This window comes from Clostridium sp. (genome assembly GCF_051656525.1).
GTDB lineage: Bacteria > Bacillota > Clostridia > Clostridiales > Clostridiaceae > Clostridium.
Window position 1 is genome coordinate 26,384 of sequence record NZ_JBOGCC010000232.1, and the last position, 13,825, is coordinate 40,208.

At 30.4% G+C, this 13,825-nt stretch carries 13 protein-coding genes; all 13 read right to left on the minus strand.

Annotated elements, in window-relative coordinates; translation table 11 throughout:
* Positions 1-130: 130 nt before the first annotated feature.
* A complete protein-coding gene (locus ACRDDY_RS11455; RefSeq protein ID WP_438565083.1) occupies positions 131-964 on the minus strand; it encodes a prephenate dehydrogenase in 834 nt (277 codons plus the stop codon).
* A 25-nt stretch (positions 965-989) separates the two neighbouring features.
* Entirely contained in the window at positions 990-2,009 is a 1,020-nt protein-coding gene (gene aroF / locus ACRDDY_RS11460; protein ID WP_438565084.1) for a 3-deoxy-7-phosphoheptulonate synthase, read from the minus strand.
* Positions 2,010-2,039: 30 nt separating this feature from the next.
* Positions 2,040-2,459 carry a type II 3-dehydroquinate dehydratase gene (gene aroQ, locus ACRDDY_RS11465; RefSeq protein ID WP_438565085.1) on the minus strand — a complete coding sequence of 140 codons (420 nt, stop codon included), beginning with the start codon at positions 2,457-2,459 and terminating at the stop codon, positions 2,040-2,042.
* Between the two features lie 6 nt (positions 2,460-2,465).
* Positions 2,466-2,978: a shikimate kinase gene (locus ACRDDY_RS11470; RefSeq protein WP_438565086.1), complete on the minus strand. Its 513-nt coding sequence runs from the start codon at positions 2,976-2,978 to the stop codon at positions 2,466-2,468.
* A 9-nt stretch (positions 2,979-2,987) separates the two neighbouring features.
* Complete coding sequence (gene aroE, locus ACRDDY_RS11475) at positions 2,988-3,797, minus strand: shikimate dehydrogenase (RefSeq protein WP_438565087.1); 810 nt, start codon at positions 3,795-3,797, stop codon at positions 2,988-2,990.
* A 13-nt stretch (positions 3,798-3,810) separates the two neighbouring features.
* A complete protein-coding gene (pheA, locus tag ACRDDY_RS11480) occupies positions 3,811-4,941 on the minus strand; it encodes a prephenate dehydratase (RefSeq protein ID WP_438565088.1) in 1,131 nt (376 codons plus the stop codon).
* Between the two features lie 3 nt (positions 4,942-4,944).
* Entirely contained in the window at positions 4,945-6,024 is a 1,080-nt protein-coding gene (aroC, locus tag ACRDDY_RS11485; protein WP_438565089.1) for a chorismate synthase, read from the minus strand.
* Entirely contained in the window at positions 6,005-7,234 is a 1,230-nt protein-coding gene (aroA, locus tag ACRDDY_RS11490) for a 3-phosphoshikimate 1-carboxyvinyltransferase (protein WP_438565108.1), read from the minus strand. Before aroA ends, aroC begins: the two co-directional genes overlap by 20 nt.
* A gap of 81 nt (positions 7,235-7,315) precedes the next feature.
* Positions 7,316-8,368, minus strand: a complete 1,053-nt coding sequence (aroB, locus tag ACRDDY_RS11495) for a 3-dehydroquinate synthase (RefSeq protein ID WP_438565090.1) — start codon at positions 8,366-8,368, stop codon at positions 7,316-7,318.
* Between the two features lie 101 nt (positions 8,369-8,469).
* On the minus strand, positions 8,470-9,483 hold the full coding sequence (gene aroF, locus ACRDDY_RS11500; RefSeq protein WP_438565091.1) for a 3-deoxy-7-phosphoheptulonate synthase: 1,014 nt from the start codon (positions 9,481-9,483) through the stop codon (positions 8,470-8,472).
* Positions 9,484-9,594: 111 nt separating this feature from the next.
* Complete coding sequence (locus tag ACRDDY_RS11505; protein ID WP_438565092.1) at positions 9,595-9,726, minus strand: hypothetical protein; 132 nt, start codon at positions 9,724-9,726, stop codon at positions 9,595-9,597.
* A 160-nt stretch (positions 9,727-9,886) separates the two neighbouring features.
* Positions 9,887-11,317 carry a cardiolipin synthase gene (gene cls / locus ACRDDY_RS11510; protein WP_438565093.1) on the minus strand — a complete coding sequence of 477 codons (1,431 nt, stop codon included), beginning with the start codon at positions 11,315-11,317 and terminating at the stop codon, positions 9,887-9,889.
* 125 nt (positions 11,318-11,442) lie between these two features.
* Positions 11,443-13,554 carry a DNRLRE domain-containing protein gene (locus ACRDDY_RS11515; RefSeq protein ID WP_438565094.1) on the minus strand — a complete coding sequence of 704 codons (2,112 nt, stop codon included), beginning with the start codon at positions 13,552-13,554 and terminating at the stop codon, positions 11,443-11,445.
* Positions 13,555-13,825: the final 271 nt, after the last annotated feature.

A 13,825-nucleotide genomic window follows, 5' to 3' on the forward strand; every position in this document is an offset into this window, starting at 1 on the left:
TTTTTCATTTTATAGTCTTTTCACAAATTTATTTTCCTACTTTTTAGAAAAATATTCATCATCTTAAATTCAACATAAAAATAGCTAGAAATTAAATCTCTAGCTATTCTCTAAATAAATTATATGATTTTCATAATTTTTCCCGTCTAATTGATGATTTTCTAAAAATCTCCATCATTTTTTCTTTATCCTCATCTACAATTGCCTTTTTTATTAAACAAAGTTCACTTTCAAAATTTATTATAGAATCTAAAAGATTTTTTCTATTTCCTAAAAAAAGTTCACTCCAAAGTTCTTCATTTATATTGGCAATTCTAGTTAAATCCCTATAACTATCTCCTATAAAAGAACCTGTATCCCTTTCTTCCTCATCACTATTTATAAGTGCTACTGCAAGTGCATGAGGAAGTTGGCTTGTAAAAGCAATCATCTTATCATGATAACTTGGAGTTATTTTTTTTATTTTTCCAAAACCCAACTTTCTTACTAAGTCTTCTATTAATTCTATATTTTCATTCCTATTTCGTTCAATTGGCGTAATTATATAGTTTGCACCTTTAAATACTTCATTAGATGAGAAATCTATACCTTTTTTTTCTCTTCCCGCCATTGGATGACCAAAAATAAAATCAACATTTTCAGGTAATATTTTTAAAATATCATCTATAAATACTTCTTTTATTCCCGTAACGTCTGTAATTATAGCCTTCTCTTTAAATCTTTCTTTATTTTCTTCAATAAAGTTTAATACAACCTTTGGATATACGCAAAGAATAATAATATCACATAAATTTATTATCTCTTTTCCATTTGTATACCCTTCTTTTATAATATTTAACTCTTTTGCTTTCTTTAAAGTTTCTAAAGATTTATCAATTCCATAAACCTCTGTAAATCCACACCCTTTAAACCCTTTAGCAAAAGCTGCTCCTATAACCCCAAGTCCCACAATTAAAATTTTCATCCTCTACCCCTTTATATATGAAAAATTATAATATTATTTTTTTACCCTCTAATTCTGCACACGCTCTTACTTTCTCCATTAATGTTTTAAAATTTTCTGGTTTTATAGATTGTTGTCCATCACTTAAAGCATTTTCTGGATCATTATGAACTTCTATCATAAGACCATCTGCTCCTGCCATTATTGCAGCTTTTGCAAGTGGTTCTACTAAGTACCAATATCCTGCTGCGTGACTTGGATCTACTATAATTGGTAAGTGTGTAAGTCTTTTTGCAACTGGTATTGCACTTAAATCTAATGTATTTCTTGTATAAGTTTCAAAAGTTCTTATTCCTCTTTCACAAAGAATTACATTTTCATTTCCACCTGCCATAATATATTCAGCTGACATTATCCACTCTTCAATTGTTGCTGATAACCCTCTCTTTAAAAGAATAGGTGTCTTTGTTTTTCCTAATTGCTTTAATAAATCAAAGTTTTGCATATTTCTTGCACCAACTTGAATTACATCAACATTATCTACAAATTGGTCTATGTAGTCTGTAGACATTATTTCTGTAACTATTGGAAGTCCTGTAACATCTTTTGCTTTCTTTAAAAGTTCTAATCCCTCAAGCTCAAGTCCTTGGAAACTATATGGAGATGTTCTTGGTTTAAACGCTCCACCTCTTAAGAAATTCCCGCCATATTTTTTTATATCTTTTGCAATCTCTATAATTTGCTCTTCGCTTTCAACAGAGCAAGGTCCTGCCATTATCCCTAAGTTTCCGCCACCTATTTTTCTACCTAAAACATCAATTATTGTATCTTCTGGCTTAAATAATCTATTTGCTTTCTTAAATGGTTGCTGAACTTTCAACACTTTTTCAACTCCATCTACTCTTAAAAGTTTATTAGAGTCTAATTTCTCACAACTACCTACTACACCTAATATTAAATAATTTTCTCCTGTTGATTCATGAACTTCTAATCCATTCTTTCTTATACAATTTTTCACTTTATCTATATCTTCTTTTTTACTTTTTGGATTCATTACTACTATCATTTATTTCTTCCTCCTATATTTTCTTTTAACTTAATCTTCTAATGCTCTTAATCCTAATACATACCCTTTTTTCCCAAACCCAGATATTTGTCCTATACATGCACTTGCTGTAACAGACTTGCTTCTAAATTCTTCTCTACTATGTATATTTGATATATGAACTTCTACAGTTTTTATATTTACTGCTTTTATAGCATCATGTATGGCATAACTATAATGTGTGTATGCTCCTGGATTTATTATTATTCCATTAAATCCTTTATAAAAAGCTTCCTGAATTTTATCAATTATAGCTCCCTCACTATTACTTTGAAAAAATTCTAATTCATGATTTGTTCCTTCTTCTTTTAAAAGTTTCTCAATCTCATCTAAGCTTCCTTCTCCATATATATTTTTCTCTCTTATTCCTAACATATTTAAATTAGGACCATTTATAACCATTATCTTCATACTAACTTACTCCTTAATTTTCCCTTTAAGTTCCCTTTTTATTATATCAATAGTATCTCTTATATATCCTTCATTAACGACCTCTATATCACAGGCTTTTAAATATCTATCTATCCTTTCATCATATAGCTTATATAACTTCTTAGACTCTCCCTGTAATAAAGGTCTAGATTGAACATCTATATCACTAATTATTTTTTCAATTGGTCTATTTATAAAAATAACTATCCCCTTTTTCATTAAAGATATATTTTCATCTCTCTTTATAACTCCACCACCTGTTGATATAAGCACTCTCTTCTTTCTTCCAAGCTCCCTACAAGCTTCTGTCTCTAATTTCCTAAAGTGTTCTTCTGATTCACTAAAGATTTCCTTTATACTCTTCTTAGCCATATCTTCTATATAATCATCCATATCAAAAAAGTTATAATTTAATTCTTTAGCTAAAACTTTTCCCATAGTTGTTTTTCCACAACCAGGCATACCTATCAAAAAAATCTTCTCATACTTTTTACACATTTCCTTCTTTTATTTCAACTCCTTCTCTAAAATATTATATACTCTATTATATTCTTTTTCTTCAATTGTAACATCTTCCCATAATTCATCCGCTTTTAATCCTTGTGCTACAAGCATCATTAAACCACCACAGACCTTCTTTTTATTTTCTTCACCAATTTTTATAAATAATGTTTTTATTGGATTATATATTAAATCTACTACACAATCAAAATTTTTTATTATTTCTTCTAAAACTGGTGTCTCTCCAATATTAGGATACATTCCAACTGGTGTTGTATTTATAATAGCGTATCCTTTTACATCTTTTAAATCATTATAATCTATAATCTTTATTTTTTTATTTTCTAAATTTTTATCTTCTTTTTTTCTTGATACTAAAAATATTTCATCAGCTCTTGAGTCTAATAAATATTGAATTACAGCCTTACTTGCTCCACCTGTACCAAGAACTACAACTCTCTTTTTTGCTACATTTATTTCTTTATCTAAAAGCATATATTTAAAACCATAATAATCTGTATTATACCCCATTAACTTTCCATCTTTATTTAATATTGTGTTAATAGCTCCAATTTCTTCTCCCTCTTTTGAAATATAATCTAAGAAACTAAATACTTCTTTTTTATATGGAATAGTTACATTTACACCTTTTATATCTAGAAGTTTCATCCATTTTCCTAAATCTTTAATATCTTCTCTTGGAATTTGAAATAACTTATATGACCCATTTATATTAAACTTTTTAAATATATACTCATGTATTTTAGGTGAAAGTGAATGACCTAGTTTTTCTCCTACTAATCCGTAATAATTCATTTTTCTCTCCTAATTAAATTCCATTTTTGTACCAACCTAAAATCTTAAAATATTCACTACTTCCCTTTATTTGCTCTAAAGCTCTCATTACCTCTTTATTTTCTAAGCTACCTTCAAAATCAACATATAAAAAGTATTTCCAATTTCCATGTTTAGTTGGTCTTGATTCTATCCTTAACATATTTATATTATTTTCTGAAAAATTCTTTAATAAATCACAAAGTGTTCCTGATTTATCCTCTAATGAAAATACTACACTTACTTTATTTGCACCCTCTTCTTTTAGAAGCTCTTTAGAAATAATTATAAATCTAGTATGATTATCTTTTAAATCATTTATATCTTTTTCTAATATCGATAATCCATAAAACTCGGCAGCTCTCTTGCTTCCTATTGCTCCCTTTCTTTCATCCTTCAAATCTGCAACTAATTTTGCACTTGTTGCTGTATTATGAAATGGTATTAATTTCAAATGGTCATATTTCTTTAAAAAACCTAAACTTTGAGCAAAACCTTGACTATGAGAATATACTTCATCTATATCTTCTATAGTTGCTCCTTCTAATCCCATTAAACACTGCTCTATTTTTATACTAATTTCTCCTACAACATGAAAATCATATTTTACTAAAAGATCATGTACCTCCGAAACCCCACCTGTTGATGAATTTTCAACTGGAAGAATTCCATAATCAATCTCACCTTTTTCTATAGCTTCAAATACTGCCTCAAACTCTTCATAATTCTTAGAATAATTTTCTTCACCAAAATATTTTAAAAGTGCCTCTTCTGCAAAAGAACCATGAACACCTTGAAAACCTATTTTACTTTCTTCTGTAATTACTCTTTTTTTAATTTCTTCTATAAATTCTCCTTCTTCAAGCTTTCTTCTTTGAAGCTCACGGCTAACTCCCATCATTCCATTAAAAAACTTTTCTAACTCTTTTTCATAATCTTTATTTTCTAATCTATTTATATTTTTTTCTATAACTTTTTCTTCTCTTCCTTTATGAAAAATAGGCAAATTATTTTTCTTTTTATAATTAGCTACACCTAAAACTACATCCATTCGTCTTTCAAATAGTCTTGTAATTTCTTTATCAATCTCGTCAATTTCTTTCCTGCATGCCTCTAGTTCATTCATCTCTCAAACCTCTTTCATTAAATCTAATATTCCAATAGCTGCCATACTTTCTATTACTGGAACTGCTCTTTGTACTATACAAGGATCGTGTCTTCCTTCTATAATTAATTTTTCATTTTCTTTTGTAGTTATATTTATAGTTTCTTGTTTTTTTATTATTGAAGCTGTTGGCTTAATTGCAACTCTAAATATTATTGGCATTCCATTGCTTATTCCACCTAAAACTCCACCATTGTTATTGGTCTTCGTTTTTACTACATCTTCTTCATAGTACATACTGTCATTAGCTTCTGACCCTAATATTTTTGTAATATCAAAGCCTTTTCCAAACTCCACACCTTTTACAGCTGGTACTGAAAATAAAAGTCCTGCAAGAACACTTTCTATTGAATCAAAGAAAGGATTTCCAACTCCAGGTTTCACACCCAAAATAGCACACTCTATTACTCCTCCAACTGAATCTCCCATTTCTTTTGCTTCTAATATAGTTTCTCTCATTTTTTCATCTATATTTTCTTTTAAAACTGGAAGCTCTTTTTCATATAACTTCTCTATTAAATTTTCATCTATCTTTACAGGATTAAAACTAGAGTCTTCAATATTTCCTATACTTTTTACATGACTTACTATTTTAATACCCTTCTCTTCTAATATTTGTCTACATATAGACCCAGCAAAAACTATTGGTGCTGTTATTCTTCCTGAGAAGTGTCCTCCACCTCTATAATCATTAAATCCACTATATCTAATATTCCCTGTATAGTCTGCATGGCCTGGTCTCATTACATCTTTAAGCTTTCCATAATCTCTTGATCTATTATCCTTATTTCTTATAATTCCACAAAGAGGTGTTCCTGTTAATCTTCCGTCAAAAAATCCACTTAAAATCTCAACATTATCCCCTTCTTTTCTTGCCGTAGATAATTTACTTTTCCCTGGAGCACGTCTTCCCATATGAAAATTTATTTTTTCTACATTTAAAGGAAATCCAGATGGAAGTCCATCTATTGTAATTCCAATTCCTACTCCATGAGATTCACCAAATATAGATACCTTTAAATTATTACCCCATGTTCCACTCATTAAACTTTCCTCCTAACTTTTTAAAATCTTCAAAGAAATGTGGATATGATTTTGATACACATTCATAATCCCTTAACACTATTGGATTTTTACATCTTGTTCCTGCAATAGCTAGCATCATTGCTATTCTATGATCTTTATGACTCCATACAGATGCTCCACCTTTAAATTCTTCTACACCTCTTATTATTAATCCATCTTCTAACTCTTCAATGTCTCCACCAAGTTTTGAAAGTTCTGTTTTTATAGCATGTAATCTATCACACTCTTTTATTCTTAATCTTTCACCATTTATTATTCTAGTCTCACCTTCTGCAAGACATGCTACTACTGATAAAATCGGGATTACATCTGGACAACCTTTAGCATCAATAACAGTTCCTTTAAGTCCAGTGCTTTTTCCACCAATTGCATTTTTAATTCTCTTAAACTTAACTCCCATTCTTTCAAGAATTTCAATAGTTTCCATATCACCTTGAAGTGAATCTTCCTTTAAATCTAAAGAAATAACTTTATTTCCAATTGCATCAGCACAAAGGAAAAATGCACCTTGTGAATAATCCCCCTCAACCCTATATTCTCTTCCTTTATACTCTTTATTTCCTTCAATTATAAATTCTTTGTAGCCATTATTAATAATCTCTACTCCAAACTCCTTCATTGCTTCTATAGTTAAATCTATATACCCTTTTGATTGAAGTTCTCCCTCAATAATTATTTTAGAGTTTCCTTTTAATAAAGGAAGTACAAACATAAGTCCTGTTATAAATTGTGAGCTTATATCACCTCTTATTTTAAATATATCATTTTTAATATTTCCCTTTATTTTTAAATCTAATTCTCTTTCTTTATAAGAATACTCTATATTTTGTTTTTCAAATATTTCATAATAAATATCAAGAGGTCTCTTTCCTAAATTTCCTCTTCCAGCAAAATTATTCTCTCCACTAAATAATAAGCTTATTGGAACTAAAAATCGTAAAGTAGAACCTGACTCATTACAATCTATCTTTCTATATTCTAAGCTTTTCAAATTATTTTCCTTTGAAAATATTCCTTCTATTTCTAAGCATCTATGTTTTCTTATTATTTTAGCTCCAAAACTTTTCATTCCTTCTATAGTTGCTACTATATCATCTGAAAAATCAATATTATCTATTACACTCTTTCCTGTGCTTAAACTTGCACATATAACTGCTCTATGTGCCATACTTTTTGATGGTGGTATATTTATTTCCCCTTCTAAGTTGCTTTTTAAAATTCTATAATTCCCCAAAAATTTCACCTTTCCTTATTTAAAAAATTCTACATTCGTATCATATATTTCTGCTTTTCCTATTTCTCTAACTAAAATCACTTTTAATATTTTTCCCATATTCTTCTTATCTAGTGCTATTGTTTTTAATATCTTCTCTCTTATACTTTCATCCATTTCATAAGGTAAATCATACTTAATTAAAAGTTCCTTTAAATTTTCAGAGTATATATTTTTTGTAAGCTTTTTCTCTTCTGTGATTTTAAAAATATTATACATTCCTATTGCTACACATTCTCCATGAGTATATTTTCCATAATCATAAAATGTTTCAACTGCATGACCTATTGTGTGACCAAAATTTAGTATCATTCTTTCACCTAAATCTTTTTCATCATTTTCTACAACAGCTCTTTTAATATTACAACAAGTATATATAATATACTCTATATTTTTCATTACTTCATCTTTATCTTTATAGTCTTCTAAATTTTTATAAAGGTCTTCATCTTTTATAAATCCATACTTAATAACTTCTCCAAGTCCATCCTTAAAAAACTTTTCATCTAAAGTTTCTAATACATTAGGATCTATCACTACTCTTTTAGGTTGATAAAAACTTCCAACTAAGTTCTTTCCTCTCTCTAAATCTACTGCAACTTTTCCTCCAACACTACTATCTACTTGTGCTAAAAGAGTTGTTGGCACTTGAATAAAAGGAACCCCTCTTAAAAATGTTGAAGCTACAAATCCACCTAAATCTCCTATAACTCCTCCACCTAACGTAATTATTAAATCTTTTCTTGTTAGCTTAAAATCTAAAAGTCTATTATAAACAAGTGGAAGAGTATTAAAGGCCTTAGTTTTTTCCCCTGGCTCTAAAGAAATATAATCTACTTCAAAACCTTCTTCTACTAAAGATTTTCTTACTATCTCTCCATAATATTTTTCTACATTTTCATCAGTAATTACAAATATTTTATTTCCATTAAATACTTCTTTAATTTCTCTTGAAATATTTTTAATTAGCCCTTTTTCAATTACTATTTCATATGAATTTTCACCTAAATCTACAAACAGTTTTTTCATACTTTTCCACCTTTCTAAATTAACTCTTATTCTTTAATAATATTAAATCTCATTTATCTCTTATCAATTTTACAACCTTTTTATCTCTTTAACAAATTTTCTTACAGTTCTCTGGAAACTGCCTCTGCAATTGGTCTTAATTCCTCTAGTAATTTACCATATATATCTGGTTTTATAGACTGTTGCCCATCACATAAAGCATTAGCAGGATCATTATGAACTTCTATAATAAGTCCATCTGCTCCAATTGCAATTGCTGCCTTTGAAAGCGGCTCTACCATCCACCATTTTCCCGCTGCATGGCTTGGATCTATTACTATTGGTAAATGACTTAATTTCTTTATAGCTGGAACTATGCTTAAATCTAATGTATTTCTTGTATAAGTTTCAAAAGTTCTTATTCCTCTTTCACAAAGAATTACATTTTCATTGCCTCCTGCCATAATGTATTCTGCACTCATTAAAAGTTCTTCAATTGTTGATGCTAATCCCCTCTTTAAAAGAATAGGTTTTTTAGTTTTTCCAAGCTCTTTTAAAAGGTCAAAGTTTTGCATATTTCTTGCCCCAACTTGAATTATATCTACATCTTCATTAAATTTCTCCACATCATATGGTGACATTATTTCTGTAACTATTGGTAACCCTGTATTTTCCCTTGCTTTCTTTAAAAGTTCTAATCCTTCATAGGCAAGGCCTTGAAAACTATATGGTGAAGTTCTAGGCTTAAATGCTCCCCCTCTTAAAAATCCTGCCCCAAGTTTTTTTACATCCCTAGCTATTCCTGTAATTTGTTCTTCTGTTTCCACTGAGCATGGTCCTGCAATTAATGCAATCTTTTTTCCACCTATTTTTTGTCCATTTACATCTATAATCGATGCCTCTGGATGAAACATTTTATTTGCTTTTTTAAATGGTTCCTGTACATGCATTACTCTTTCAACATTTCTATTAGCTTCAATTTGAGATGAGTCTATCTTACTAGTATCACCAACTAAACCTAATATAGTTAAATCACTTCCAATAACTTCATTAACTGAAACCCCTCTTTTTTCAATCATTTCAGTAAGTTTTTTTCTATCCTTCTCACTTGTGTTTTGTTTTAAAATTACTATCATTAATTTTGCCCCCTTTTTATAAATAAAAAAAGCCCACCTATTTTGATGAGCTTCTAAATTTACACTTATATTTTTGTTTGTTAGAATATAGTGAATTTCTAAAGATTAAATTTATATACTCAAAACTATAGAACTATTCTTTTTTTCATACACAAAATAGCCAGCGCTAAAATAAAAGCCCCAGAATATAAAGTAAAAAAAGCTATAAAATTTATTTCTTAGTTCTAAAGTTTCTTTTTTCATTTTTAACCCTCCAAATTTCCATTTTATTCCTTTTATTTAAATTTAGTCTATCATAATACTTTTATTTTGTCAGTATTTATATGAATTTTTTATTATTTTTTTATTTTTAAAAGACTGTATTTTCATTTAGTATGACAATACAGTCTTTTTAATAATTAATTTATAATATAGGTGAAAGTAATCTTGTAATTGATTCTAACACTTTTAACGTTATGCTTCTCTCATTATATTCTTTTACACTTATCTCTCTTGATTCAGTTAAATCTCTCTCAAAACTCTTAACTACTTTGCTTGAAATTTCTTCATCATATATAAAAGAATTCACCTCAAAATTAAGTCTAAAACTTCTTATATCCATATTAGCAGTTCCTATACTAGACACCATTTCATCTACTACTAAAACTTTTGCATGAACAAATCCATTTTCATAATAAAACACTCTAACACCTGCTTCTAATAATTCACCTATATATGAACTAGCTGCCCATGCCATAAATTTATGATCTGGCTCTCCTGGAATAATTATTTTAACTTCCACTCCTGACAAAGCTGCAATTCTTAAACTTTCTATCATTGTATCATCTGGTATAAAATATGGTGTTGTTAAAAAGATATTCCTTTTTGCATTAGTTATCATCTTCACATACGCATTTTTTATATACTCCTCATTATGATCAGGTCCACTGGTAACTATTTGTATACCCACATCTCCACTATTTAAATCACCTTCATATATAAATTTATCAAGCTCTGTAATTTCCTTATTAGATGCATAACACCAATCTAGTACAAATCTTTCATTTAGATCAATAACTGCATTTCCTCTTATTCTAATATGCGTATCTCTCCAATTACCTATCTTCTTATCTCTTCCTAGATACTCATCTCCAACGTTAAATCCACCTACATATCCATATTCACCATCTATAACTACAATCTTTCTATGATTTCTATAATTTACACGTGTATTTATATGAGGTAATATTCCTGGAAAAAATACTGCAAACTCTCCTCCAAGCTCTAAAAATCTCTTAAGCTTCTTTTTAGTCATTCCCCTAGACCCCATTGCATCAACTAAAAGTCTTACTTCTACACCTTCTTCTAATTTTTTTTCAAGTGCCTCTATTATTTCACTTCCTATACTATCTTTCTTAAAAATATAATATTGGATGTTTATATATTTTTTAGCATTTTTTATATCTTCTAATAAAGACTTAAATTTATCTTCTCCTCTATCAAAAACTTTAACTTCATTTCTACTTGTATATCTTGAACCACAATTGTTAAAATTCATTTTCATTAAATCTGCATTTTCACAATTATATTTTTTTAAATCTAATCTATCAAATTTCTGAGTTTCTAAAACTTTTTTCTTATATTCATCTATTATTGATTTTTCCCTAAATAGTTTTTGTCTGCTGAAATTTTGTCCTAATAAAACATATATTATAAATCCAATCCCAGGCAATATTATAAATATTAAAAGCCATGCCCATGTTGTTGTTGGATTCTTTCTTTCTATAAATATTAGTGATAATGAAAATATAATATTTAAAAATATTATAATAACAGTTAACCAAAAAGCATGCATTATTTTACTCCCTTTCCTCTATTTCTCTATCATTATACACATTTATCATTATTTTGTAATTAAAAAATCATGTAGAATCTAATCTACATGATTTTTAATCATAGTTATATTTATGATTATAAAGTTTATGACAATTTAACTACTGTTACTCTTGTTAAACAATATTTTAAACTGCATCTTGCAGAATTAATTAATTCTAGCTCTAGTTTTTCACAGTCTAGCATACTTACTATAGCAGAACTTGCCAAATTTACTAGACAACCATTTCTATTTATTTCTCCTGCTGCTATTCCTATTGGATTATCATTAGCTAAAAGTCTTATCTCTGCTAAAGCTCCACCTTCACCTAAAGCTGATGTTGAAAAATTAACTAAATATGAACCTCTTTGAAGCAACTCTATAATACATGAACCCTCTCTATGAGAAATCGATGTTCCACTTAAAACAAGATTACTACCTAGATTAATTGCTGATTGTCCATTCACTGTTTGACAAGAATCTGAACAAATATAAATATGCTCTATGCTTGTACATTTTCCACAATCTCCCTTCGGCCCCCTTGGTCCTTCTGCACCTTTTTCTCCTTGTGGTCCTCTTGGCCCTACTGGTCCTTCTGGTCCTTCTGGCCCTTCTGGTCCTTCTGGTCCTATTGGTCCTTCCATTCCTCTTGGTCCTTGTGGTCCTGTTGCTCCATCTATTCCTTGAAGCCCTTGTGGTCCTATTGGTCCTATTGGTCCTTCTGGCCCTTCTGCTCCTGTTGCTCCTGTTGCTCCTTGTACCCCTTCTGGTCCCTGTGGCCCTTCCATTCCTTGTATTCCCTGTGGTCCCTCTGGACCTTCTGGTCCCTCTTCTCCTTGTGGTCCTTCTGGTCCCATTAATCCCATTGGCCCTTTTGGTCCTTGACAGCCTTGATCCCCTTTATCTCCTTTATCTCCTTTATCTCCTTTTGGTCCTTTTGGTCCCTCTGGACCTATATCTCCTTGCGGTCCTTCTGGTCCTTCTGGTCCTGCTTCACCTTGTATTCCTTGTGGTCCTATTGGTCCTTTTGGTCCTACATCACCTTGTGGTCCTTCTAATCCCTGTGGTCCTTGTGGTCCTTGTACACCTTGTGGTCCTTCTGGCCCTTCTGCACCTTGTGGTCCTTGTGGTCCTGTTGGTCCTCTTAACCCTTCTGATCCTTGTGGTCCTTGCATCCCTTGTGGTCCTTCTGGTCCTTGTGACCCAACCGGTCCCTGTGGCCCTCTCTCTCCCTCTGGCCCTTGTATTCCTTGTATTCCTTGTGGTCCTACTGGTCCTGGAATTCCTCTTGGCCCTTCTGGTCCTCTTGGCCCTTCTGGTCCTTGTGCTCCTTCTGGCCCTTCTGCTCCTTGTTGACCTATATCACCTTTTAAACCTTTTGGTCCTTGTGGCCCTGTTGGCCCTTCTAATCCCATTTCTCCTTTATCACCTTTTGGTCCTTGAGTTCCTCTTACGCCTTGTGGTCCTATTGGTCCTTTATCACCTTTTAGACCTTTTGGTCCTTGTGGTCCCTGTGGCCCTTCTGGTCCTTCTGGTCCTTCCGGTCCTTCTAATCCTGGACATCCCTGTGGTCCTGGACATCCCTGTGGTCCTTCTGGTCCTTGCATTCCTTGTGGTCCTATACACCCTTCTGGTCCTCTTGGCCCCTCTGGTCCTCTTGGTCCTTTACAGCTTTCATTACATCCACAAGTATTTTCACTCTCACAAACTAGTTTAATTAATGGTCCATTAGTCTCTCCTGATGATGCCAATAAAATTTCACCGCTTGCTTTTTCTGAAATCATTATTGTTATTCCATTATTTTGAATTGTTCCCTCACTCCATCCTTCTACCAACTCATTTATTTTTATAGAAATATATTTTCCTACACAATCTTTTGTAAGTATTATGTTTTTTTTAAATAAAGTAGTCATTGGCACCGAAGTATACGTTACTGTATTTGGATTAAATCTTGTATTATTTCTTGCTATGTCTATACTAACACTTTTACAACTTCCATTGATTTTCTTTACAAATAATTTTAACTCTGCTTCAACAATTTTGCATCCACATACATAATCTGGTAACTCAAACTTTATTAAAGTGTTTGCTATTCTATCATTACAATTACACTCGTCATATTTTCCTACTAGTAAAAATAATTCATTACCAAAATTATCATTTGGATAATTTGATGAAACAAAAGTATCACAATTTGTATAAATATTTTTGCTAATCACAATGCCACCGCCTTTTTATAATTCAATATATATTTATAATGCTAATATATTTATGTACTACTCAAATGGCTACAAATTATTTCAGTTCCCTATCAATCTTTCTTTTAATCCATATATATTTTTTATCTACTAGTCATTAATTTTAAATATAGGCTACTATATTTTATTTTTCTTGTTTAAATTTATATTTGCACACTCATTATTCTTACTTTTTTTAATTTTTTTGTTATTTTTTATATTATATTTTCATTTCTTTTTGAAACTTGTTTTA

Bases quoted from the DNA above. Each gene is read 5' to 3' on its own strand.
- aroE (WP_438565087.1), bottom strand. From the start codon at position 3,797: ATGAATTATTACGGATTAGTAGGAGAAAAACTAGGTCATTCACTTTCA.
- ACRDDY_RS11505 (WP_438565092.1), bottom strand. From the start codon at position 9,726: ATGAAAAAAGAAACTTTAGAACTAAGAAATAAATTTTATAGCTTTTTT.
- ACRDDY_RS11455 (WP_438565083.1), bottom strand. From the start codon at position 964: ATGAAAATTTTAATTGTGGGACTTGGGGTTATAGGAGCAGCTTTTGCT.
- aroB (WP_438565090.1), bottom strand. From the start codon at position 8,368: ATGAAAAAACTGTTTGTAGATTTAGGTGAAAATTCATATGAAATAGTA.
- aroC (WP_438565089.1), bottom strand. From the start codon at position 6,024: ATGAGTGGAACATGGGGTAATAATTTAAAGGTATCTATATTTGGTGAA.
- aroQ (WP_438565085.1), bottom strand. From the start codon at position 2,459: ATGAAGATAATGGTTATAAATGGTCCTAATTTAAATATGTTAGGAATA.
- cls (WP_438565093.1), bottom strand. From the start codon at position 11,317: ATGCATGCTTTTTGGTTAACTGTTATTATAATATTTTTAAATATTATA.
- ACRDDY_RS11470 (WP_438565086.1), bottom strand. From the start codon at position 2,978: ATGTGTAAAAAGTATGAGAAGATTTTTTTGATAGGTATGCCTGGTTGT.
- aroA (WP_438565108.1), bottom strand. From the start codon at position 7,234: ATGGCACATAGAGCAGTTATATGTGCAAGTTTAAGCACAGGAAAGAGT.
- pheA (WP_438565088.1), bottom strand. From the start codon at position 4,941: ATGAATGAACTAGAGGCATGCAGGAAAGAAATTGACGAGATTGATAAA.
- aroF (WP_438565084.1), bottom strand. From the start codon at position 2,009: ATGATAGTAGTAATGAATCCAAAAAGTAAAAAAGAAGATATAGATAAA.
- aroF (WP_438565091.1), bottom strand. From the start codon at position 9,483: ATGATAGTAATTTTAAAACAAAACACAAGTGAGAAGGATAGAAAAAAA.